This is a genomic window from Citrobacter sp. CFNIH10, from assembly GCF_002934585.1.
GTDB lineage: Bacteria > Pseudomonadota > Gammaproteobacteria > Enterobacterales > Enterobacteriaceae > Citrobacter_A > Citrobacter_A amalonaticus.
Map to the genome: position 1 here is coordinate 4,641,203 of NZ_CP026216.1, position 24,006 is coordinate 4,665,208.

At 53.4% G+C, this 24,006-nt stretch carries 20 protein-coding genes; 6 read left to right on the forward strand and 14 right to left on the reverse strand.

Going from position 1 to position 24,006, the window contains the following annotated elements:
- Positions 1 to 2: 2 nt before the first annotated feature.
- Positions 3 to 242, forward strand: coding sequence for a DUF2542 family protein (locus C2U53_RS26720; protein ID WP_044258646.1), 240 nt, complete (start codon positions 3 to 5; stop codon positions 240 to 242).
- A 50-nt stretch (positions 243 to 292) separates the two neighbouring features.
- Here C2U53_RS26720 and mglC read toward each other — a convergent pair whose 3' ends face one another.
- The 6 genes from mglC to folE form a co-directional block, all read right to left on the reverse strand.
- Entirely contained in the window at positions 293 to 1,303 is a 1,011-nt protein-coding gene (gene mglC, locus C2U53_RS26725) for a galactose/methyl galactoside ABC transporter permease MglC (protein ID WP_043000126.1), read from the reverse strand.
- Positions 1,304 to 1,318: 15 nt separating this feature from the next.
- Entirely contained in the window at positions 1,319 to 2,839 is a 1,521-nt protein-coding gene (mglA, locus tag C2U53_RS26730; protein WP_043000125.1) for a galactose/methyl galactoside ABC transporter ATP-binding protein MglA, read from the reverse strand.
- A gap of 66 nt (positions 2,840 to 2,905) precedes the next feature.
- Positions 2,906 to 3,904: a galactose/glucose ABC transporter substrate-binding protein MglB gene (mglB, locus tag C2U53_RS26735; RefSeq protein WP_043000124.1), complete on the reverse strand. Its 999-nt coding sequence runs from the start codon at positions 3,902 to 3,904 to the stop codon at positions 2,906 to 2,908.
- Positions 3,905 to 4,198: 294 nt separating this feature from the next.
- Complete coding sequence (gene galS, locus C2U53_RS26740; protein ID WP_044258641.1) at positions 4,199 to 5,224, reverse strand: HTH-type transcriptional regulator GalS; 1,026 nt, start codon at positions 5,222 to 5,224, stop codon at positions 4,199 to 4,201.
- Between the two features lie 142 nt (positions 5,225 to 5,366).
- A complete protein-coding gene (gene yeiB, locus C2U53_RS26750; RefSeq protein ID WP_099433308.1) occupies positions 5,367 to 6,524 on the reverse strand; it encodes a DUF418 domain-containing protein YeiB in 1,158 nt (385 codons plus the stop codon).
- 14 nt (positions 6,525 to 6,538) lie between these two features.
- Positions 6,539 to 7,207, reverse strand: coding sequence for a GTP cyclohydrolase I FolE (gene folE, locus C2U53_RS26755; protein WP_043000121.1), 669 nt, complete (start codon positions 7,205 to 7,207; stop codon positions 6,539 to 6,541).
- 308 nt (positions 7,208 to 7,515) lie between these two features.
- Between folE and fghA the strand changes: the two genes are divergently transcribed.
- The gene (gene fghA, locus C2U53_RS26765) at positions 7,516 to 8,352 is read left to right on the forward strand and encodes an S-formylglutathione hydrolase (protein ID WP_061069857.1); all 837 of its coding nucleotides are present in this window, start codon (positions 7,516 to 7,518) and stop codon (positions 8,350 to 8,352) included.
- A 284-nt stretch (positions 8,353 to 8,636) separates the two neighbouring features.
- Positions 8,637 to 10,622: a ligand-gated channel protein gene (locus tag C2U53_RS26770; protein ID WP_104446722.1), complete on the forward strand. Its 1,986-nt coding sequence runs from the start codon at positions 8,637 to 8,639 to the stop codon at positions 10,620 to 10,622.
- 53 nt (positions 10,623 to 10,675) lie between these two features.
- On the opposite strand, the gene lysP is transcribed toward C2U53_RS26770, so the two are convergent.
- Entirely contained in the window at positions 10,676 to 12,145 is a 1,470-nt protein-coding gene (gene lysP, locus C2U53_RS26775) for a lysine-specific permease (RefSeq protein ID WP_043000118.1), read from the reverse strand.
- 185 nt (positions 12,146 to 12,330) lie between these two features.
- On the reverse strand, positions 12,331 to 13,194 hold the full coding sequence (gene yieE, locus C2U53_RS26780; protein WP_043000117.1) for a DNA-binding transcriptional regulator YeiE: 864 nt from the start codon (positions 13,192 to 13,194) through the stop codon (positions 12,331 to 12,333).
- A 99-nt stretch (positions 13,195 to 13,293) separates the two neighbouring features.
- On the opposite strand from yieE, the gene C2U53_RS26785 reads away from it, so the two are divergent.
- From C2U53_RS26785 to C2U53_RS26795, 3 genes are all read left to right on the forward strand, one after another.
- A complete protein-coding gene (locus C2U53_RS26785; RefSeq protein WP_043000116.1) occupies positions 13,294 to 14,343 on the forward strand; it encodes a YeiH family protein in 1,050 nt (349 codons plus the stop codon).
- Between the two features lie 103 nt (positions 14,344 to 14,446).
- Entirely contained in the window at positions 14,447 to 15,304 is an 858-nt protein-coding gene (nfo, locus tag C2U53_RS26790; protein ID WP_043000115.1) for a deoxyribonuclease IV, read from the forward strand.
- 2 nt (positions 15,305 to 15,306) lie between these two features.
- Positions 15,307 to 16,398, forward strand: coding sequence for a sugar kinase (locus tag C2U53_RS26795; RefSeq protein WP_043000114.1), 1,092 nt, complete (start codon positions 15,307 to 15,309; stop codon positions 16,396 to 16,398).
- A gap of 55 nt (positions 16,399 to 16,453) precedes the next feature.
- Here C2U53_RS26795 and C2U53_RS26800 read toward each other — a convergent pair whose 3' ends face one another.
- The 6 genes from C2U53_RS26800 to fruB form a co-directional block, all read right to left on the reverse strand.
- Complete coding sequence (locus C2U53_RS26800; protein WP_104446723.1) at positions 16,454 to 17,704, reverse strand: NupC/NupG family nucleoside CNT transporter; 1,251 nt, start codon at positions 17,702 to 17,704, stop codon at positions 16,454 to 16,456.
- Positions 17,705 to 17,789: 85 nt separating this feature from the next.
- Positions 17,790 to 18,725 carry a pseudouridine-5'-phosphate glycosidase gene (locus tag C2U53_RS26805; RefSeq protein WP_043000112.1) on the reverse strand — a complete coding sequence of 312 codons (936 nt, stop codon included), beginning with the start codon at positions 18,723 to 18,725 and terminating at the stop codon, positions 17,790 to 17,792.
- Positions 18,713 to 19,654 (reverse strand): pseudouridine kinase, encoded by a 942-nt coding sequence (locus tag C2U53_RS26810; RefSeq protein WP_054176044.1) that lies wholly within the window; start codon positions 19,652 to 19,654, stop codon positions 18,713 to 18,715. The genes C2U53_RS26805 and C2U53_RS26810 overlap by 13 nt, the downstream gene beginning before the upstream one ends.
- 283 nt (positions 19,655 to 19,937) lie before the next feature.
- Positions 19,938 to 21,629: a PTS fructose transporter subunit IIBC gene (gene fruA, locus C2U53_RS26815; RefSeq protein ID WP_044258626.1), complete on the reverse strand. Its 1,692-nt coding sequence runs from the start codon at positions 21,627 to 21,629 to the stop codon at positions 19,938 to 19,940.
- Positions 21,630 to 21,645: 16 nt separating this feature from the next.
- Positions 21,646 to 22,584 (reverse strand): 1-phosphofructokinase, encoded by a 939-nt coding sequence (gene fruK, locus C2U53_RS26820; protein WP_043000110.1) that lies wholly within the window; start codon positions 22,582 to 22,584, stop codon positions 21,646 to 21,648.
- Positions 22,584 to 23,714: a fused PTS fructose transporter subunit IIA/HPr protein gene (gene fruB, locus C2U53_RS26825; RefSeq protein ID WP_104446724.1), complete on the reverse strand. Its 1,131-nt coding sequence runs from the start codon at positions 23,712 to 23,714 to the stop codon at positions 22,584 to 22,586. Before fruB ends, fruK begins: the two co-directional genes overlap by 1 nt.
- Positions 23,715 to 24,006: the final 292 nt, after the last annotated feature.

The window sequence follows — 24,006 nt, forward strand, 5'->3', positions numbered from 1 at the left end:
GCATGGAAGACAAAACGCTTTTTATCGTGATTGGCGTACTGATGATCGTCGCCTGGACCCTGCGGGAAGGTATTAAAGGGTTACGCTCTGGCGTCGTTGAGAAAACGGTCAAAGGTTCGCAAACGCCGCGCTTAATTCAGCGCGCAGCGGAACCTGGCGCTTACTGGAGCTATATTGGCGTCTACTTTGGTCTTTCGGTCGGCGCGCTGCTTGTCGGCATCTGGTTAGTTTTTATCAAATAAAAAACCGGCGCAGAGCACATCTGCACCGGTTTGATTCTGCCCTGAAGGGATTACTTCTTACGCGCGTATTTCAGTGAATCCAGTGCGACCGCAAAGATAATGATGCCGCCCTTGATGATGTACTGCCAGTACGGGTTAACGCCGATGTAGGTCAGACCGTAGTTGATGACGGTAAAGATGATCACACCGGTCACCACGCCGAACACCGTTCCCACCCCACCGCTAAACGACACGCCGCCGACCACGCACGCCGCGATCGCATCCAGTTCGTACATAAAGCCCAGGTTGTTGGTTGCCGAGCCGATACGCCCCGCTTCCAGCAGACCGCCGAAGGCATAGAACACACCGGACAGCGCATAGATCATCAGCAGGTTCAGCGCCACGTTCACGCCTGATACCTTAGCTGCTTCCGGGTTACCGCCGATGGCGAAAATGTTTTTACCGAAGCGGGTTTTATTCCACAGCACCCAGACAAACGCCACGGCGATTAGCGCATAGAACGTGATATACGACAGCCGGAAGCTGCCCAGTGCGATAAAGCCCTGCGCAAAGGTCGAGAAGCCGCTATCAAAGCCCGAAATCGGTGAAGCCCCCACGAAGTCGTAATACAGGGAGTTGATCCCGTAGACGATAATCATCGTGCCGAGCGTCGTAATAAACGGTGTTACGTTCAGGTAAGCAATGATAATCCCGTTCACCAGACCGATGACCGCGCCAATAGCACAGACGATCAGGATAACCAGCGCAATCGGCATGGTCGCCATTTCGGGGAACACTTTATTGGCGTTCTCCATCGACTGTAGCAACGTTGCCGCCACCACCGCCGCCAGACCCACCTGACGACCCGCTGACAGGTCTGTCCCCTGGGTGACAATCAGACCGGCGACGCCCAGTGCAATGATAATACGCACGGAAGACTGGGTCAGAATATTACTTAAGTTAAGCAGACTTAAGAACGTGGGATCCTGGAAAATAATAATGGCCAGCAAGACTAAAAGAACGACGTAAATACCGCCCTCTTTCAGATAAGTAAGAAAACTTTTCTTATTTAACGCACTCATGAGGAGCCCCTGATCTTAAAGGTGCAAAGACGCAAGACGCAGAATTTCGTTTTGCGTTGTCGTTTTTGTATCAACAATTCCAGAAACGAGGCCGTTGCTCATGACCAGAATACGATCCGTTATCCCTAACAATTCCGGCATTTCGGAGGAGATAATAATGATCCCCTTACCTTTTTTCGCCAGTTCCGCAATTAACTGATAAATTTCAAACTTCGCACCGACGTCGATCCCACGGGTGGGTTCGTCGAGCATTAAAATTTCCGGTTGCGTCAGCAGCCAGCGACCAATAACCACTTTCTGCTGGTTACCGCCCGAAAGCGAACCAATTTGCGTCTTGTGACCTGGCGTTTTTACCCGCATAGAGTCAATAACCCATTGGGTATCACTTTTCATTCGTGAGTTATCTAACAGACCCACTTTATTTTTGTAATTCTGAATATTGGAAATTAAGGAGTTAAAACCAATGTCCAGATAAGCATAAATCCCGGTAGAACGACGCTCTTCGGTGACCAGCGCGAAACCGTGGTTAATGGCTTCATTCGCACTGTGGTTATTAATCTTTTTGCCGTGCAGCGTAATGGTGCCCGATGATTTCTCACGGATACCAAACAGCGTTTCAACGATGTCAGTACGCTTAGCGCCGACCAGTCCTGCGATACCGAGGATCTCGCCTTTATGCAAATCAAAGGAAACATCCCGAATAGACGGCTGACGCAGCGAGGTCAGGTTGCGCACTTCAAGAATCACTTCCCCCGGATTGTTGGATTTATCCGGGAATCGCTGGTTCAAGGAACGGCCGACCATCATGGCGATGATCTTGTCCATATCCAGCCCTTCCAGCGGTTGCGTCGCAATCCACTGTCCGTCGCGCAACACGGTAATTTCATCACACAACTGGAAAATTTCTTCCATTTTGTGGGAGATGTAGACAATACCGCAACCGCGTTCTTTCAGCTTGCGAATAATGGTGAACAGATGGTTGACCTCTTTTTCGGTTAATGAAGAGGTCGGTTCATCCATAATCACAATTTTGGCGTTATACGAAAACGCTTTGGCAATTTCAATCATCTGCATTTGCGAGACGGACAATGTTCCGACGCGCGCACGCGGATCGATATCAATATCCAGCTCGTCAAAAATCGCTTTGGTATCGCGGTACATTTTATCCTGATCGACAAACATGCCTTTGGTGGGATAACGCCCCAGCCACATGTTGTCCATAACAGAACGTTGTAATACCAGGTTTAATTCCTGGTGTACCATTGAAATACCATTCTCCAGCGCTTCTTTGGCTGAATGAAAATCGATTTCTTTACCCTGAAATAATATGCTGCCAGAATCTTTTTGATAGATCCCAAAAAGACATTTTAATAGTGTCGACTTTCCTGCGCCATTCTCTCCCATTAATGCATGAATCGAATGTGGGCGGACTTTTAAATTAACATTATCAAGTGCCTTAACGCCGGGAAAAGACTTGTTGATGCCGCTCATTTCCAACAAGAATTCGCCTGACGGCTGAGTAGTTGTGCTGACCATAATTATACCTTGTTGGCCTCGCAGAGTGCGGGATGAAAGGGCGCGATAACATCGCGCCCCACAAACTTACTTCTTAGTGAACTCGGCCAGGTTATCTTTATCAACGCCTACGTAAGGAACGCGGACGATTTTATTTTCGATTTTCCACTCAGTGCCATCAGCCGCCCCCTTGCCATCGGCAAGGTTTTTCGCCAGGTCAAAGGTCGCTTTTGCCTGGTTGTTCGCATCGTTCAGCACAGTACCGGCCAGTGCGCCGGATTTCACCAGTGCCAGCGCTTCTGGCAGCGCATCGACGCCAAATACCGGTACGCTGGTTTTGTTGTGTGCTTTCAGCGCTTCAACGGCGCCCATTGCCATCGCATCGTTGTTGGCGATAACCACTTCAATTTTGTTGGCGTTCGGACCGGAAAGCCACGCATCCATTTTGTCCTTCGCCATTGCGGTGTCCCACATGGCGGTATCTAACTGCAGCTGTTCGGTTTTGATGCCTTTGTCGTTCAGCTCTTTGATAACGTAAGTGGTACGCGCTTCAGCATCCGGATGACCCGGCTCGCCTTTCAGCAGCACGAACTGAATCTGACCGTCTTTGTTCAGATCCCAGCCCTGGTTTGCCGCCCAGTGTTTGGCAATCAGATCGCCCTGGATAATACCGGATTCTTTGGAGTCAGTACCGACGTAGTAAGCCTTGTCATAGCTGTCCAGCGCTTTACGGGAAGGTTCTTTGTTGAAGAAGACCACAGGCACATTCTGACCGCGCGCTTTTTCGATAACGGTGCCCGCAGCCGCCGGGTCAACCAGGTTGATGGCCAGCGCTTTCACGCCTTTTGCCAGCAGCACGTCGATCTGATCGTTTTGTTTGGACTGGTCGTTCTGCGAGTCGTTCATCAGCAGTTGCACATCTGGCGCCGTTTTCGCATCTGCTTCGATAGCCTTACGCACCACGGACATAAAGTTATCGTCATATTTGTAGATTGTCACACCGATGCGAGTATCCGCAGCGTGTGCAGCCGCGCCGAATAACATGCTTGCCATAACGGCAGAAAGGGTCAACACCTTCTTATTCATGGTAACTCCGGTTTTATTATGCAGGGTAGTACGTAAGATAAATGCCCGGCGGGACAAAACGTTAATGAAGTGTTATGTAAACGCCGAAGCTCATTTTAAAAAAATCTCTCTTCCTTGCCCGGTAACGCTCCAGAAATAGGCTTTAATTTCGCTTAAAGCGCTTTTACCTCGATAAAAGTGATTACTCACAGTTACATCGTAGTTACAGTGCGACAAGCGGTGCCATCATAGCTATCACAATGTTAAGATACTGTGAATTTACTCACATATTGAAAGCGGTTACATCTGGCGAAATCATAAGTTAGTGATCGCCGCCGCATTCTGTCGTACAGCAACCGAATGACGCCGCACGAGGGTCGGCATAAAGCAGTGGGTCGCGGATAAATCCAGCGTTCCCGCAGCGCCCTGTAATGCGAGTTCTGTCGCCAGTTTTGCCATAGAAGCAATGGGATAGCGCACCGTTGTCAACTGGGGATCGGTGTAACGGGCGATGGGAATATCGTCGAAACCAATGATTGAAAGGTGTAAGGGAATGGAAATGCCGTTGTCCTTTAGCGCCGTCAGCGCGCCCGCGGCCATATTGTCGTTATAGGCAAACACGGCGCTTAGCTGCAGGTTGCGCCCCAGCAGCTCAACCATTGCCGCCTCACCGCCCTGCATATCCGGCGATCCGATGCCAATCCAGCTTTCAGGCGCCACAATGCCCTGCTCCTTAAGTGCACTGCTCCACCCTTCCCGGCGCATGACGTCATCTTCAATGCGGTGACTGGAAGCCAGATAGCCAATCCGCTGATGACCATTATTCAATAACATACGGGTCGCCATTTTCGCGCCGCTGATATTGTCCAGGCACACGCAGCGGTGGGCGTAGCCAGGGACAATGCGGTTGATCAGCACCATACCGGGGATCTGATCCATAAACTCGCCCAGTTCCCGATCGCTTAACGCTTTTGAGTGAACGATCAGCGCGTTACAGCGCTGGCGGATCAACACCTCAATGGCATGACGCTCTTTTTCGGCTTCATGATAGCTGTTGCCGATCAGCACATATTTTTGATGCTGTTGAGCGACCAAATCCACCGCTTTCACCAGCGCGCCAAAAAACGCATCGGACACGTCCATCACCACCACGCCGATGGTTTCACTGACCTGCGTGGCCAGCGCCTGGGCATTGGCGTTTGGCCGATAGCCCAGCAGCGTCACCGCCTTCATTACCGCCTCGCGCGTATCAGGACTGACCAGCGCGCTGTTATTTAACACGCGGGAAACCGTCGCTACCGATACGCCTGCCTGACGCGCCACATCACGAATGGTGATCATATTCACTACCCTGTCTGGAATTGCAGCCACTCGCTGCATAACTGGCGGCTATTTTGTCAGCGGAGGGAAACGGACTACGTGAGTGCGGTCACAGCGATGAAAGCGCTTACATCCATTTTGTTAATGATTGTGATCCAGATCGTTATCTGGATGTATGGGACAAAGATGTCCCTGACGCTCGCAGGGTTAATTGCCGCCAGAGCCACTCCATCGGGCCCTGAGGCAGGAACCGTAACCAGATCACGGAGAAAAGCAGGTTTGCCAGCCACACCGGGATGACAAACAGCAGCAGTTCCAGTCGGTCAAATTTCATAAATAAGCTGAATTGATAAAACAGCGTGGTGCAAATCACGGTTTGTAGCAGATAATTTGTCAGCGCCATTCGCCCGACACAGGCAATCGCATGAGCGATTTTGCTGCGGCTTAACTGCGGCCAGTAACCAAACATCAGCGCGGTATAGCCGAGCGTCTGAAATGGTGCGCTGAGTTCACGCGGGGCCTGTAACAAGAACGCGCACCAGCGATAGCTCCAGTCCAGTTGCCACTGCGCGACCACGGCAGGCAGGTTAATAAGTAGACCCACGGCGATCAGTAAAAAACCGCTGCGTCGGTAATGCGAAAGACGAAACTGCCCTTTCAGCCAGCCACTGCGCATCAGTGCCGCCCCGAGCAACATCATACCCGCCAGTTGCCAGCCATACTGCGCGCCCAGCGCCAGCAGGCTGTTCGATAAGGCATCGATCCGATTACTGATGGCTTCCACGCCGCCATTCACCTTCCAGTATTGTTCATACAGCAACGCAGACGCATCCGGCGTCCAGGCGCGGTTTGTTTCACTGCCGGAGATCGCGCCAAGCAGCAGCAGAACGGCAATGCCGACCAGATAGAGCATCACGCCGGTGTTAAACAGGCTTTTCACCGATGGTGCATCGCGCACCAGTCGCCAGCAGATCAGCCCCACCAGCCCATAGGCCAGCAGAATATCGCCGTCCCAAAACAGCAAGGCATGAATAAAACCAAGGAGCACCAGTAGAGTCAGACGGGACTGGATCCAGCGCTTACCGCGCGGCAGCAGCATTTGCAGGCCCGCGCCAAACAGCAGTGCAAACAAAGTGAGAAATTTTACCTGCGCGAACAGATCCAGAATGGCCCATGTCCAGGCATCTGAAGCCGTGATATTTCCGTACCAGGCGGGATTGAGGTAAGCCGCCTTTGGCAAACCAAAGGCGCTGATATTTAACAGCAGGATGCCAAGGATGGCGACGCCACGGACAAAATCCAGCGTGACATTACGCTCCATAGCTCCTGCCTTAATCAGTTGTGATGACGGACCGCGCGCAAAAATTCCTGACGCGTATTCTGGCTCGATTTAAACAGACCGCCAAGCGAGGTGGTGGTGGTTGCACTGGTGGCATCACGAATACCGCGTGCTTTCACGCAATAATGTACCGCATCAATCGATACGGCCACGTTATTGGTTCCCAGCAGAGTTTGCAGCGCGGTCAGGATCTGTTGCGTCAGACGCTCCTGTACCTGCGGACGTTGGGCAAAGAACTGGACGATGCGGTTGATCTTCGACAAACCAATCACCGACTCTTTCGGGATATAGGCCACGGTGGCTTTACCATCAATGGTCACAAAATGGTGTTCACACGTGCTGGTGAGAGTGATGTCGCGTACGGTGACCATCTCATCGACTTTCATTTTGTTTTCAATGACGGTGATTTTCGGGAAATTGGCGTAATCCAGGCCTGAGAAAATCTCATCGACATACATTTTGGCGATGCGATGCGGGGTTTCCATCAGGCTGTCATCGCTCAGGTCGAGGTTCAGCAACTGCATGATCTCGGTCATATGGCCTGAGATAAGACGTTTGCGCGTTTCGTTATCCATCTCATGCACGGGCGGGCGCAGCGGCGTTTCCAGCCCTCGCGCTACCAGCGCTTCATGAACCAGGGCCGCTTCTTTACTGAGTGATGACATTTATTCTTCTCCTGCAGGTGTGGCGCCTCTGCCCTGCGTGGGGCAAAGTTTGTAGGCTGTTGACAGCCTGATTATTGTGCGTGAGGCCGCGCACATAATCCAGTATTCACAACGATAATTATTGAAATCGCCGTTGCCTTTCAAACCACGTTTCGTAAAAGGGGACGGGAAGGGTTACATCGACGTGTGCTCAATGATGAAGCAAGTCTGCGCGATGCGGAAGTGAAAGTTACTCACAGTGCCATGAATTATCTGTATTATGGGGAGTTTGCGAACACATTCAGGTTCAACATAACAAGGAGCCACGCATGGAAATGCTCGAAGAGCACCGCTGTTTTGAAGGCTGGCAGCAACGCTGGCGTCACGACTCCACCACGCTGAACTGTGCAATGACGTTCAGCATTTTTCTCCCTCCCCCTCGCGATACGACCCCTCCGCCGGTTCTGTACTGGCTGTCCGGGTTAACCTGTAATGATGAAAACTTTACCACTAAGGCCGGTGCGCAGCGTATCGCGGCTGAATTAGGCATCGTTTTAGTCATGCCGGATACCAGTCCGCGCGGTGAACAGGTCGCCAACGATGAGGGGTATGATCTTGGTCAGGGGGCCGGTTTTTATCTCAATGCGACGCAGCAACCCTGGGCTGCTCATTTCCGCATGTATGATTACGTGCGGGACGAACTCCCGTCGCTGATTCAGGCGCATTTTAACGTCAGCGATCGCTGCGCGATCAGTGGACATTCCATGGGCGGTCACGGTGCGCTGATCATGGCGTTGAAAAATCCAGGCAAATACACCAGCGTTTCTGCATTCGCCCCCATCGTTAACCCGTGCCGCGTCCCGTGGGGAGAAAAAGCGTTTCTCGCCTATCTCGGCGAGGATCGCGCCGCATGGACGCAATGGGATAGCTGTGAGTTGATGTACGCCAGCCAGCCGGAAGACGCCATCCCGACGCTGATTGACCAGGGCGACAGCGATCAGTTTCTGGCCGATCAGCTCCAACCCGCGGTTCTAGCTGAAGCCGCACGCCAGACCGCATGGCCGATGACGCTGCGTATTCAGCCTGGTTACGATCATAGCTATTACTTTATTGCCTCATTCATTGAGGATCATCTGCGCTTCCATGCCGAACATTTGATGAAATAACCGCAGGAGGGCAATGCGCCCTCCTTCTTCTTCTCCACATCTCCATGATTTCTTCATTTTTTCCTCACATTTACGTTCCGCTATCTTATTGACTTAAAAGGTTTTTCCTTACAAATCAAACAAACGCAAATGATTTCAATTATCATTTGTGTTTACAAATATTCATTCTTTTGTACAATTTCCCCCGCTTCTTTACCGCTAAGAGTTCTTAAAAGACAAACACATACAGTTGTCATGGCCTTTTACATGGCACGCGGTTTTTATTCGTTTAATGGAATGACAAAATGACTATACCTCACGTTAAGGCTATTGCCATCGTCGTCAGCGCGGCATGCCTCCCATCGCTCGTTCATGCTGCCGATCAGGATACCGTTGTGGTTACCGCGACGGGATTTGAGCAGAAAATCCAGAACGCCCCAGCGTCAATTTCGGTTATTTCAAAACAGCAAATTGAAGACAAAGCTTACCGTGACGCTACCGATGCACTGAAAGATGTCCCTGGCGTAGTCGTCACTGGCGGGGGCAGTAGCAGTGATATCAGCATCCGAGGGATGGCGTCGCAATACACGCTGTTCCTGGTGAACGGTAAACGCATCAGCACTCGCGGTACGCGTCCGAACAGCGATAATTCTGGGATCGAGCAGGGCTGGCTGCCGCCGCTGGAGTCCATCGAGCGTATCGAAGTCATCCGTGGCCCGATGTCCTCGCTGTACGGATCCGATGCGATGGGCGGCGTGATTAACGTGATCACCAAAAAAGTCTCTAACACTAAAGGCTGGACCGGTTCTCTGCACGGTGACGCTACTTTCCAGGAAAACAGCGACTCCGGCGATCTGTTCCAGACCAATGCCTATGCTTCTGGTCCGCTGATCGACGGCTTGCTGGGCGCGAAAGTCACCGGACTGCTGTCCCGCCGCGCGGAAGATCAGATTGTCAACGGTTACAATGAGCAGCGCCTGCGTAACGGCGGTCTGACCCTTAACTTTACACCGGATGATAAGAACGACATCGATTTTGATATCGCTCGTGAATTGCAGGATCGCGACAGTACACCAGGCAAATCGATGGCCGAGGAAACCTGCCGGAAAGGCACCTGTAAGCCAAACACGAAAAGTGAAAACCGCTATGAGCACACCACGTATTCACTGACGCACAGCGGCTATTACGATGATTTCAACAGCACCAGCTATATCCAGCAGGAAGAGACCCACAATCCGGGTCGTGAGATGAAGTCATACAACACGATCTTCAATAACCAGAACCAGATTTTCCTCGGCGCCCATACGATGACGCTGGGCGGTCAGTACCGTTATGAAAAACTGCGCGATAACGGTAACCAACTGGAAGCGGCTGACGGTCTGAATAAACTGACCCGCTGGAGCTGGGCGCTGTTTGCAGAAGACGAATGGGCGATGACCGATAGTTTTACCCTGACCGGCGGGATCCGTATGGATAAGGACGAAAACTACGGCGACAACTGGACGCCGCGCGGTTATGGCGTCTGGCATCTGAGCGATCAATGGACCTTAAAAGGTGGCGTCTCCGCAGGCTACCGCGCCCCCGATCTGCGTCAGTCCTCCGCAAACTGGGGTCAGGTCACCGGTGGCGGTCGTTTGAATGGCATTATTGTCGGCAACCCGGATCTGAAACCAGAAAAGAGCCTGAGCGAAGAGCTGGGACTGCTGTGGGATAACGGCGATAACCTTAATGCCGGCATCACCCTGTTCAATACTGATTTCAAAGACAAGATCACCGAAGTTCGTCGCTGCAACAGCAGCGCCGATCCGGCCTGTACGATTGGCAGCGAAAGCTATGATTTCGTCAGCGATCGCGTGAACGTCGATAAAGCCAACATGCGCGGCGTGGAATCCACATTCGGTTGGAAGATGACCCGCGACCTCAACTGGACGGCTAACTACACCTATACCGAGTCAGAACAGAAGAGCGGCCAGTTTGAAGGCAAGCCATTAAACAAAATGCCAAAGCATATGTTTAACACCACGCTGGACTGGCAGGCAACGGAGACCGTCGGCTTCTGGAGCCGTCTGAACTTCCGCGGTAAAACGTCTGAATACCTGAGCCGCACCTCAATGTCGCAGGGTACACCGTCCTATACGCAGGTTGATGTCGGTCTGCGTTACAACGCGAACAAAAACCTGCTGGTGACAGCCGGGGTGTATAACGCGCTGGATAAACAGATTGATTACGATACCTATGACACCATTCTCGATGGTCGTCGTTATACGGTAGGTCTGACGTACAACTTCTGAGTCCCTCCCAAAAAAAAGCCTCCGCAACGGAGGCTTTTTTCATGCGGTGACGACTATTTCTTCACGCGTTCCGGGAAGTGCATTTCACTGTAACGTACGAAGTGAGTCCCGCGGGTCAGCTTATAGCCGAACCAGATAATCAGGAACAGCGGGATACCAATATAGGTTGCCGCCACGCCGCCCCAGTCAATGGTGTCTTTCAGGAACGCTTCATAGTTCTGGCCCAGCGTGATGATAAGACACAGAACAAACGCGAAGATCGGCCCCAGCGGGAAGAAGCCGGAACGATACGGCAGATCCTTCACGTCATGCCCTTGCAGAACATACCCACGACGGAAACGATAGTGGCTGATGGCAATCCCCAGCCAGGCGATAAAGCCCGTCATCCCGGAAGTATTCAGCAGCCACAGGTACACCGTCTGGTTACCGAACATTGAGGTCAGGAAGCACAGACCGGCAATCACCGTCGTGGCATACAGCGCATTACGCGGAACACCGCCGCGAGACAGTTTCGCAAAAATACGCGGCGCTTTACCATCGCAGGCCAGGGTGTAAAGCATACGGGTTGAGGCGTACATCCCGGAGTTACCCGCCGACAGCACCGCCGTCAGGATCACCGCATTCATCACCGCCGCCGCAGAGAGCAGACCGGCATGCTGGAAGACCAGCGTGAACGGGCTGACGCTGATGTCTTTCACATCGTTACGCAGCAGGCTCGGATCGGTGTACGGAATGATCAGGCTGATAATCAGAATCGCGAAGACATAGAACAGCAGGATTCGCCAGAACACCTGACGCACCGCACGCGGAATGTTCTTCTCCGGATCTTCAGATTCACCGGCGGCAATACCAATCAGTTCCGTCCCCTGGAAGGAGAAACCGACAATCATCGCCACGCCAATCATCGCCGCAAAGCCACCGGCAAACGGCGCATCGCCCGTCGTCCAGTTGCTCCAGCCCACCGGCTGAGTGCCTTTGAAAATACCGACGATCATCATAACGCCAACAATGATGAAGATAATCACAGTGGCCACTTTGATCAGTGAGAACCAGTATTCCGCTTCACCAAAGCCTCTGACCGAGATGTAGTTCAGCAGGAAGATGACGCCGAGGAACAGCGCACTCCAGATCCAGCCTGGAGTATCAGGGAACCACCAGCTCATCACCAACTGTGCCGCCACAAGGTCAACAGCGATGGTCACCGCCCAGTTGTACCAGTAGTTCCAGCCCAGCGCGAAGCCGAAGCCTTCTTCAACATAGTTCTGACCGTAGGTCGCAAACGAACCGGACACCGGCATATACGCCGCCAGTTCGCCCAGACTGGTCATCAGGAAGTACACCATCAGGCCAATCAGAATATAGGAAAACAGCGCACCGCCTGGACCCGCTGCGGAAATGGTGGCACCAGATGCCACGAAAAGACCTGTACCGATAGAACCGCCAATCGCGATCATCGTCAGGTGACGCGCCTTCAGTTCGCGACGTAACGCGGGCGCTTCTGTGGTTTTAGTTTCGGAAACCATGTGAAAATGCTATCCATCCAAAAAATGAGGCGCGATTGTAGCAGACGAAACGCTCGCCTTCCGGCACAAATGCGCTGTTATAAGAGACCTTCATGACTGGCCGCGGATTATAAGTAATAGCAGAGAATGGGGAACTTACTGCCCCCAGGACTTATCACCGTCAGGCGATCGGTCCCCGGCTGGCATTATTCGCAATAATTGAGGAAGCGCTGGAGCGCATTAGAGAGGTGTTTCTGGCGATGATGGATCCGCCAGAGCGTACGCACCAGACGCGGAAGCGGCACTGCCACTTCGCTCAGCGTTCCCGCCTGGAGTTGTTCATCAATCACGCGTCGTGACAGACAGCTAATGCCCAGCCCATGACGAACGGCATGCTTGATGGCTTCGGAGTTTCCCAGCTCCATCGCCATTTCAAATTTGGGCAGGTGCGACAGCAGCAGATAATCGACAATTTCGCGCGTCCCGGAACCGCGTTCGCGCAGGATCCAGGGGGCGGCTGCGAGCTGTTCAAGCGTCACCGGTCCCTGCGCCAGGGGTGAAGATGGTGCGGCGAAGACCACCAGTTCATCTTCCAGCCACGGCTCCGAGATGATCTCCGTATTGTGACACGGCCCTTCGATAAGCCCAATGTCGACCCGAAAATCGAGCACCGCTGTAATCACATCCTGACTGTTGCCGACGCTAAGTTCCAGCGGCAGCGCGGGGAAATCTCGCCGATAACGGGCAATCACCCCCGGAAGGATATAGTTGCCGATGGTGCTGCTGGCATACACGCGTATCGCGCCGTTGTCTTCGCGGAACAACTGCTCGATCTCCACCGCCTGCTCCAGCAACGCCAGCGCCCGCGGGTAAAGCAAGCGCCCGTGCTCATTCACCACCAGCCGTTTGCCTACGCGGTCGAAAAGCTGAACGCCCAGTTGACCTTCCAGATCGGTCAGCGCCGCGCTGACTGCCGATTGCGACAGCGCCAGCATCACCGATGCCTGCGTTGTTGAGCCGCTTTTCAAAACTTCGGTGAAGACTTCGAGTTGCCGCAGGGTGATGTGCATGGTCGCTTACCACTTATAAAGATTAATTATAAATATATAATCAATTTTATTTTTAAGCCAGTTCGCCGTAACCTTTTGCCCATAAAAGAGGAGAAGGCAATGACAGAACTCACCTTAACGAATCATCGTCGAACAATGTGGCATTTTATTCCGGGGCTTGCCCTGAGTGCAGTGATTACCGGAGTCGCCTTATGGGGCGGGTCCATTCCCGCCGTGGCGGGTGCCGGATTCAGCGCCCTCACCTTAGCGATTTTATTGGGGATGGTGATCGGTAACACCGTCTATCCCCAGATCTGGAAAAGCTGTGACGGCGGCGTTCTGTTTGCCAAACAACATTTATTGCGCCTGGGGATCATCCTTTACGGCTTTCGCCTCACCTTCGCGCAAATTGCTGACGTAGGTGTCAGCGGCATTCTGATCGACATCCTGACGCTGTCCAGCACCTTTATGCTGGCGTGCTTTCTGGGGCAAAAAGTCTTTGGGCTGGATCGCCAGACCAGTTGGCTGATCGGCGCGGGTAGCAGCATTTGCGGCGCGGCGGCGGTACTGGCGACGGAACCAGTTGTGAAAGCCGAAGCCAGCAAAGTCACGGTTGCCGTCGCAACGGTCGTGATCTTCGGGACGATGGCGATTTTCCTCTACCCGGCGATGTATCCGCTGCTGGCGCACTGGTTTAGTCCGGAAACCTACGGCATCTTCATTGGCTCCACCATGCATGAAGTTGCTCAGGTTGTGGCGGCAGGACACGCGATTAGCCCGGACGCCGAAAACGCAGCGGTGATTGCCAAAATGCTTCGCGTCATGATGCTGGCTCCGTTCCTCATCTTTATGGCCGCTCGCGTTAAGCAACTGTCACCGGCCAACGGTGGGGAAAAAAGCAAAATCACCATTCCGTGGTTTGCCATCCTGTTCATTGTGGTCGCCATTTTCAACTCGTTCCACCTGCTACCGCAGGCGGTGGTGAACATGCTGGTCACACTGGATACGGTCCTGCTGGCTATGGCAATGGCGGCACTGGGGCTGACGACGCATGTCAGCGCGCTGAAGAAAGCCGGGGCGAAACCGCTGTTGATGGCACTGGTGCTGTTCATCTGGCTGATTGTCGGCGGTGGCGTGATTAACGTCCTGGTCCAGCACGTTATTGCATAATTCACTACATCCCGACCCTGTTAACCCGCTATGATTGGCAAGATTCAATTTCCGGATACACAAATCCGCCAGGCCACATCTGGTGGGTTAACAGGAGTCTTTAATGAAATACATCGGAGCACACGTCAGCGCAGCTGGCGGGCTGGCAAATGCCGCAATTCGCGCCGCTGAAATCGAGGCAACCGCGTTTGCACTCTTTACTAAAAATCAGCGTCAATGGCGCGCCGCCCCTCTTACCGCGCAAATCATCGATGACTTTAAAGCCGCCTGTGAGCAATACCACTTCACATCCGCTCAAATCCTGCCGCACGATAGCTATCTGATCAACCTGGGCCACCCGGTCGGCGAGGCGCTGGAAAAATCCCGCGCGGCTTTTCTTGATGAAATGCAGCGTTGTGAACAACTCGGCTTATCTCTGCTTAACTTCCATCCAGGCAGCCACCTGATGCAAATTTCGGAAGACGAGTGTCTGGCAAAGATTGCTGAGTCGATCAACATCACACTTGCCCAGACCGAAGGGGTGACTGCGGTGATTGAAAATACTGCCGGTCAGGGCAGCAACCTCGGATTCAAATTCGAGCACCTTGCCGCCATCATCGATGGTGTAGAAGACAAATCACGCGTCGGCGTTTGCATTGACACCTGCCACGCTTTCGCCGCGGGTTACGACTTGCGTTCCGCCGCCGAATGCGAAAAAACCTTTGCCGAATTCGAGCGCATCGTCGGTTTCCAGTATCTGCGCGGTATGCACCTGAACGATGCCAAGAGTGCCTTTGGCAGCCGGGTCGACCGTCACCACAGTCTGGGCGAAGGCAACATTGGTCATGACGCGTTCCGCTGGATCATGCAGGACGCCCGTTTCGACGGCATTCCGCTGGTGCTGGAAACCATCAATCCCGACATCTGGGCAGAAGAGATCGCGTGGCTGAAAGCGCAGCAAACTGAAAAGGCGGTTGCGTAATCATGAACGACAGGGAAAAACAGATACTCAAAATTCTGCGCCGCAACCCGCTGATTCAGCAAAACGAAATCGCTGATATTTTGCAGATCAGCCGTTCACGCGTCGCCGCGCACATCATGGACCTGATGCGTAAAGGGGCAATCAAAGGAAAAGGTTACATCCTTACCGAACAGGCCTATTGCGTGGTGGTAGGGGCGATTAACATGGATATTCGTGGGATGGCGGATATCCACTACCCGCAGGCCGCGTCTAACCCGGGCAGTATCCACTGTTCTGCAGGTGGCGTCGGGCGCAACATTGCCCATAACCTCGCCCTGCTGGGTCGCGATGTGCATCTGATTTCCGCTGTCGGCAGTGATTTTTACGGCGAGACGTTGCTGGAACAAACACGCCAGGCAGGCGTCAATATCTCCAGTTGCATTCGCCTGCACGGGCATAACACCTCAACTTATCTCTCCATCGCCAATCAGCAAGAAGAGACGGTGCTGGCAATTAATGATACCCATATCCTGCAACAGCTGACGCCGCAGTTGCTGAACAGCTCGCGGGATTTAATCCGTCACGCCGGAGTGGTGCTGGCGGACTGCAACCTGACGCCGGAAGCCATCGAATGGGTCTTTACGGTTGCTGATGACATTCCGGTATTTATTGATACCGTTTCCGAGTTCAAAGCGACGAAGGTGAAAACCTGGTTTACGCGCATCCATACGCTGAAACCGACACAAAAAGAGCTGGAGATCTTATGGGGTCACCCCATCAACAGCGATGCCGATCGACTCAGCGCGGTGAATGCCCTTCATCAACAGGGCATTCAACAGATTTTTGTCTGTCTGGAAGATGAGTCAGTCTTTTGTAGCGAGAAAGATGGTGAGCAATTCTTGCTCACGCCGCCCGCGCATACGGTGGTCGACAGCTTCGGTGCCGATGACGGTTTTATGGCCGGACTGATCTATTGCTTTCTGGAAGGGAGCGATTTTCGCGAAAGCGCGAATTTCGCAATGGCCTGTGCGGCCCTGTCACGCGCCAGCGTCAGTATCAACAACCCCACCCTTTCCGCTGATAACGCGCTGTATCTGTTAAAAACAAGCCAGTGAAAACGGCTTATCCGGCCCAGGGTCGGTCCCCTGACCGGATAAGCTATCAGCCACGCTACGCCAGTCCAATAAAGAACCCGGCAATGGTCGCACTCATCAGGTTAGAGAGCGTGGCTGCCGCCAGCGCCCGCATACCCAACTGGGCGATTTCCGGCGCGCGCTGAGGCGAAATAGCCGAGAACGCCCCGACCACTACGCCAATGGAACCAAAGTTGGCAAACCCACACAGCGCAAAAGAGATGATGGCGATGGTTTTCACATCCAGGGTGCCGCCATCCTGCAAATAAGGTGACAGGTTGAGGTAAGCGACAAATTCGTTGATTGCCAGCTTCTGCCCAATCAGGCTCCCTGCCAGGGTGGCATCGCTCCAGTCAACGCCCATGATCCACGCCAGCGGGGCTAACACCCAGCCGAAGATCCCTTCAAGCGTCGCATGACCATAGCCGAACCAGCCGCTAATTCCGCCGATAATGCCGTTAAGCAGTGCGATAATCGCGACAAACGCCATGACCACCGTTGCCACGCCTGCGGCAATTTTCAGCCCGGTCATCGCACCGCTTGCCGCGGCTTCGATAATGCTTTTCGGTGGCGTCTCGGTGAAAGAGAGGTTTTCGAAAGTGACTTTTGACTCTTCCGTTGCCGGACTCAGAATACGCGCAAACAGGATCCCGCCAGGAATCGCCATCAGCGAGGCCGCCAGCAGATAATCAATCGGCACGCCCATACCGGCGTAGCCAATCATCATCGAGCCCGCAATCGAGGCCATCCCGCTACAGATCGCGGTAAACAGTTCATTGCGATTCAGGCGGTCAATAAACGGCTTCACAATCGCCGGGATCTCGTTTTGCCCGAGGAAAATCGTCGTGACCGCAACGAACGATTCAATCTTACTGATATTCAGGGCCTTCTGGAAAATCCCGCCCAGGATGCGAATCAGCAGTCCCATCACGCCAATGTAGTACAACAGGCTGATAAGCGCGGTGACAAAAATGATCGCCGGGAGCACGCGGAAGGCGAAGATAAAACCGGCACCATCAAACAGCACATCCATTTTTGGCCCAACCAGAGAGCCAAAAATAAAGGCACTGCCCGCGTCACTGTAAGACATAACTTTATGCACGCCCAGCGCGGCCTGTTCAACCAGCCATTTGCCCGGAGGGAAATAGAGCATGATCCCGCCAATCGCAATTTGCAGCACCAGCGCTGCGCCCACGGTACGTAAGCTGATGTGTTTTTTATTCACTGACAGTAAGTATGCGATCACCAGCAGTACCGCCATACCCACAACACTTCTCATTATATCCATAATGATTTCCCTTCATGCCAGGAAACCCGGCGCGAGGCCAGGTTTTGGTGGTTTCGGGCGACCGCACGCTGCCCGTTCGTTTCGATCAGGCGAGGCGTTGATATTCCTTCGCAATCTCGCAGGCCAGTACGGCGTTGTTAAACACCAGTTTGATGTTGGACTTCAGGCTGTCGCCTCCGGTTAATTCAGCAACGCGCGCCAGCAGGAACGGCGTGCTCTCTTTACCGATAACGCCCTGCTCTTCCGCTTCCCGGACGGCCTGGTCAATCGCCGCATTGATTTTCTCTTCCGCCATGGCGTAGGTTTCCGGGATTGGATTGGCGACCACCAGACCTCCGTTCAGGCCGGTTTGCCATTTCACTGCCATCGCCCGGGCAATTTCCTTCGCGCTGTCGAGACGGATACTGACCTCAAACGGACTGGTACGGCAGAAAAATGCCGGTAACGCAGTGGTCTGATATCCAATTAACGGCACACCGAACGTTTCTAAATATTCCGTGGTTAAACCTAAATCGAGAATAGATTTCGCACCGGCACAAACCACGGTTACATTGGTATGAGCCAGTTCCTGAAGATCGGCGGAAATATCAAACGTATGTTCCGCACCGCGATGAACGCCGCCAATACCCCCGGTAGCAAAAACGTGAATACCCGCAAGGGCGGCAATAATCATGGTTGAAGCAACCGTGGTCGCGCCATTTTTTCCGGCGGCTACCACAAACGGTAAATCACGACGACTGACTTTAGTTACGCTATGTCCTTCGCGACCTAATAATTCAATTTCTTCTTTACTCAGGCCGACTTTCATTACTCCGCCAATAATGGCAATCGTTGCCGGCACAGCACCGTGCTTACGAATAGTTTCTTCGACTTCAATTGCCGTCTGCGCATTTTGTGGAAAAGGCATACCGTGAGAAATAATTGTCGATTCAAGCGCAACAATCGGTTTTTTACTGTTAATAGCGTCCTGGACTTCTGGCGAAATATGCAGTAATTCAGAGGAAATCGTTAATTCAGACATTCTGTGTTCTCCACAAGGGTTTTAACGTTCGCAACAGATAATTCAGGGTTATTGGTATATTCACTGGCCAGCGCCATTGAGGAACAACCCTGTGCAAATCGAATAGAATCAATGAAGGGCATGCCTTCAACCCAGCAGGAAGCGAGTCCCGCCATCATGGCATCTCCCGCTCCGGTAACGTTAACGACATGGGTTTTTATCGGTAGCGACCAGCCTCTCTCACCGTCTTTTTCACTGTAATAGACCCCATCGCCCCCCATGCTGAGTACCAGACGGTGCAGGCCACGCGCATGGAACCAGGCAGCGACTTTCGCAACATCTTCGCGCCCTGAAAGCGCAATGCCGCTGAGAGTTTCCGCCTCAAGACGATTAGGTTTGAGGGTATGAATTTGGGCCAGACGCTCGCGGATCTTGACGCATTTCCACGCCGATACCGGGTCAACAAACACCGGTACATCCCCCACGTTATCCAGTAACCAGGCCAGCGTCTGTTCACTAATATTACAATCCGCCACAATGACACGGGCACCCCGGATAAAATCGAGATGCTGCGCCAGAAACGCCGCCGAAATATGTTCGGTAATGCTCATGTCATTGATTGCCACCAGCATTTCACCGGTATTATCGAGAAGCGATAAATAACTTGAGGTGTTCTCACCGGCAACAATCAGGCAATTATCCACATGCACGCCTGACTGATTCGTCTGCGCCAATAACGATTGGCCATAGAAATCATTGCCAACCGCCGTCATTAACCAGGAATTTTTCCCGAGCAATGCAAGATTGTGAGCGATATTGCGACCAACTCCGCCAGGTGTAAATTTAATTTTCCCCGGATTTGAGTCCGCATAATTCAAGGAAGCATGCGAATATCCTGCAACGTCCATATTGGCGGAACCAATCGTGATGATGTATTCCTTTTCGCGCATAGCACATCTCCTGGTACGAAAATACCATGACTTTGAGATTGTTAAGACTATTCACGGCTCAAACGACTTATTAGAGCACATGTTTATATTCAAACATGTGTTTATAGTAAGCTTGTTTTTATGAAAGTAAACGCACTGGCAAGAGCAAAAACCGCCAGATATGAACAGAATCACAATTTTTTATAGATACAGTTTGCAAGCGAGGAAATATTTGAGAGGAAGGACACAAAACGGAGATAAAAAAAGGGCAGAGAACTCTCTGCCCTGGTGTGAAATGATGACTTTATGCCGCTTTGGCGACGGCATCTTCTTCCGGACGTTTCAGGAAGGCATAGGCCAGACCCGCAACCAGCGTACCGGCGACAATGGCAATCAGGTATCCCAATACCGGGGTAATCGCCCCTGGGATCAGCAGAACAAACAGACCACCGTGCGGTGCCATCAGTTTCGCCCCAACCGCCATTGAGATCGCCCCCGTCAGCGCGCCGCCAACGATACAGCACGGCAGAACACGCATCGGGTCGCGCGCGGCGAAAGGAATGGCTCCTTCGGTGATAAAGCACAGACCCAGTACCAGCGCCGCTTTACCCCCTTCCTGCTGCGCCTTGTCGAACTTACGACGCGCAACAATGGTTGCCAGCCCCAGCGCCAGCGGTGGCACCATGCCTGCCGCCATAATGGCCGCCATTGGCGCGTAGGTTTGTGTACTCAGCAAACCGACGCCAAACGCGTATGCCGCCTTGTTAACCGGCCCCCCCATGTCGGTACACATCATCCCACCGAGGATCGCACCCAGCAGCACCGCATTCGCCGTCCCCATGGTTTGCAGCCAGTGCGTTAACCCTTCGAGGATCCCGGCGACCGGTTTACCGATGAGGTAGATCATAGCCAGACCCACCACGAGGCTGGAAATCAGCGGAATAATCAGGATCGGTTTCAGCGCTTCCATACTCTGCGGCAGCTTCAACTTCGTGCTGATGGCCTTCGCCACATAGCCTGCAAGGAAGCCCGCAATGATCCCGCCAATAAAGCCAGAACCCGTGCTGACGGCGAGCATACCGCCGATAAGACCTGGCGTCAGACCCGGACGGTCAGCAATCGAGAAAGCAATGTAGCCCGCCAGAACCGGCACCATCAGCGCAAAGGCTGAACCGCCGCCAATTTGCATCAGCGCGGCCGCCAGTGTCCCTTCGACTTTAAACGCTTCGATACCAAAGGCGAAGGAAAGCGCGATACACAGACCGCCGGCAACCACCATCGGCAGCATGTAGGACACGCCCGTCAGCAGGTGACGATACGCGCCAGCACTCTCTTTTTTCCCTTCATTCGCCGCAGCCTGCGCTTTGCCGGCGGGCTCATATACCACGGCTTGCGCCACGGCGTTATCCAGTTCCTGCGCGGTTTTCTTCAGCGCCAGACCGGTAGAGGTACGGTACATGGGTTTACCAGCAAATTTCGCCAGATCCACTTCAATATCTGCTGCCACAATCACCAGATCCGCCTGGGCCACTTCTTCCGGTGTAATGGCATTGCCAGCGCCCACAGAACCGCGGGTTTCGACTTTCACCCACCAGCCGCGTTTTTTCGCTTCGGTTTCGATCGCTTCCGCCGCCATAAAGGTATGTGCTACGCCGGTTGGGCATGCCGTCACGGCCACGACGCGTTTCGGACCGCTGGTTGTGGCAACAGGCGCTACAGCAACCGGTGCGCTATAAGGCTTCGCGTGACCCTTGGCTTCGCTAAGAAATAGCTCAGGATGCGCCACCGCCCGGGCAATATCACCCAGCCAGACTTTTTTGCCGTTCAACGCGTTGTCATTAGGGATGGCATCGGCCAGTACGATCGCCAGTTCAGCGTCATTTGGATTGTCGATGATATCCAGATTTGCTTTATGCGCCGCCGCACCGAGCAGAGTTTTCGCCATGTAAGCGCGAGCCTGCCCGAGGTTAGCGTCAATAATCAGCAGCGTTTTCATTATGCCTCTCCTGCTGTCAGTTAAACGGTTGTAAGTCGACACGCGACATCATTGCGGCCAACTGAGGACGATCGGTAATACCAACATTGCTCTGACTGACTGCCAGCGCAGCAACGGCTGTCGCCAGACGCAGCGTATGTTCGCTGGATTCACGCATCAGCAGACCGTAAATCAGGCCGCCAACCATCGAATCCCCGGCACCTACGGTGCTGACCACGTCAACCGAAGGCGGTTTGGCGAGCCATTCTCCCGAGGCGTTCACCCACAGCGCGCCTTCTGCCCCCAGGGAGATCACCACATGTGCGATACCCTGTTCACGTAACGCATGCGCCGCCTCAATCACATCTTTCATTTCTGGCAGCTTGCGGCCGGCCCAGATTTCCAGTTCACGGCGGTTCGGTTTCACCAGCCACGGCGCGGCTTTTAGTCCTGCAACCAGGGCTTCACGACTACTATCAAAGATAATGCATGGACACTGACTGCGCAGACGCGTCATCCAGTCGGTGAAGGCTTCCGGACTCACGCCGGATGGCAGACTGCCGCTGACGCACACCATGTCAAACTGACCCAACCAGCTCAGGGAATCATTAACAAAACGCTCCCAGTCGGCAGGCGTGACCTCAAAACCGGAGAAGTTGAAGTCGGTGACTTCACCGTCTTTTTCCGTCAGCTTGACGTTGATGCGGGTACGCCCCTGCACCACCTGAAAACGGTTAGCAATTCCCAGTTCGCTGAATAACTGCTGAAAACCGTCCTGGTTATCTTTGCCGAGGAAACCGCCGACCGTCACGTCGATCCCGAGATCCTTCAGCACTTTGGCGACGTTGATCCCTTTCCCCGCCGCGTGCAGACCGGTCGTTTTTACCAGGTTAACTTCACCGCGCTCAATTTCAGGACAGAACCCCACCAGATCGTAGGCCGGGTTTAGCGTGATGGTCGCAACACGTCTGCTCATTACGCGCCCTCCCCAAGACCGGCAGCGATGGCATCGCCAATCGCTTTCAGCGCCTGTTCAGCATCAGCCCCCTGCGCCGTAAAGCGCAGGCGATGTCCTTTCTTCACGCCCAGCGCCACCACTTTCATCAGACTACGTCCATTTGCCGGTTTGCCGGTTCCATCAAGGTTTGCCACGGTAATTTCACTGTTGAATTGTTTAATCGTATTGACCAGCATGGTCCCCGGACGGGCATGCAGGCCGTGCTCATTGCGGACCACAAACTCGGCGTTCAGCACATCATCAGTCAGTGCGTCATCGCTGGTCAGCAGTGCCAGGACAGTCGCCGCGTCGGCGTTCAGCAGACGGTCAGCTTTCGTCTCCAGCAGCAGATCGCCCAGACGCTTCAGCACGGCGACGGGCTGGTCGTCAGCCATGGCAACGGTCACTAGCAGCGCCGCTTTTTCGCCCTGTACGTCAAAAGCTTTTACCGCACGACTTACCGCCACGGCGCTGCGCAGGTTGCCTTCAGCACTGTCGCTGAGCCAGATCCCCTGACCCAGGTTCATCGGCTGTTCGTTAATCACTTTCGCGACAAACGCCGCATCTACGACGCCAGCCTCTTTCAAACGTGCCGCATTCAGCGCCTGCAACGTCACTAAATCGGTCGCGACGACATCCAGCATCAGCGTGTCGTTGTCGAGCTTCAGCTGCTCACTCTGCTTTTCGCCCATCAACAACGCACGCAGTTCTTCAGCCGTGGTCGCTGACTTAAGCTGTTCAGCTACGGAGTCATCGCTCAGCACGTGCGTCAGCTGACGCAGCAGACCAAGGTGCTCATCGGAGCTGGCGGCAATGCCAATCGCCACATATGCCACCTGACCGTCACCCCAGGTTACGCCCTGTGGGAACTGAAAAACCTGAACGCCGGTTTTCAGCACCTGATCGCGGGTGTCGGTTGTGCCATGCGGAATCGCAATCCCGTTGCCGAGAAAAGTGGACGTCTGCTGCTCGCGAGCAAGCATGCCGTCTACGTAGCCGTCCGCAACGTTGCCAGCCTGCACTAACGCAGCGGCAACCTGACGGATGGCTTCCTGTTTATCTCCGGCCTGCTCGCCCGGATGAATGTCCTGAACGGATAACTGAAACATGGTTCTCCTCTCCTGCTGAATTGAAACGATTCAGCTTGCATGAGAAAAAAGACGCTATACGGTTCCCTCAACTGAAACTCGACAGCGCTGAAACGTTTCAAGAAGTCTTGCGCTTTCTGCTTCAGCACGCAAGTAAAGTTGCATTTTTGATCGCAAAATTTAGAAGCAATGCACATTTTTGCCTCACTGGCGGTAGGTTGCTGAAGTCAATACAGCGTCATTTCACTTAAGGTTCAGCAGCGTCAGCTAACAGCATTGTCAGAGTGAAATGCCATTTTGATTTTTCGTGGCG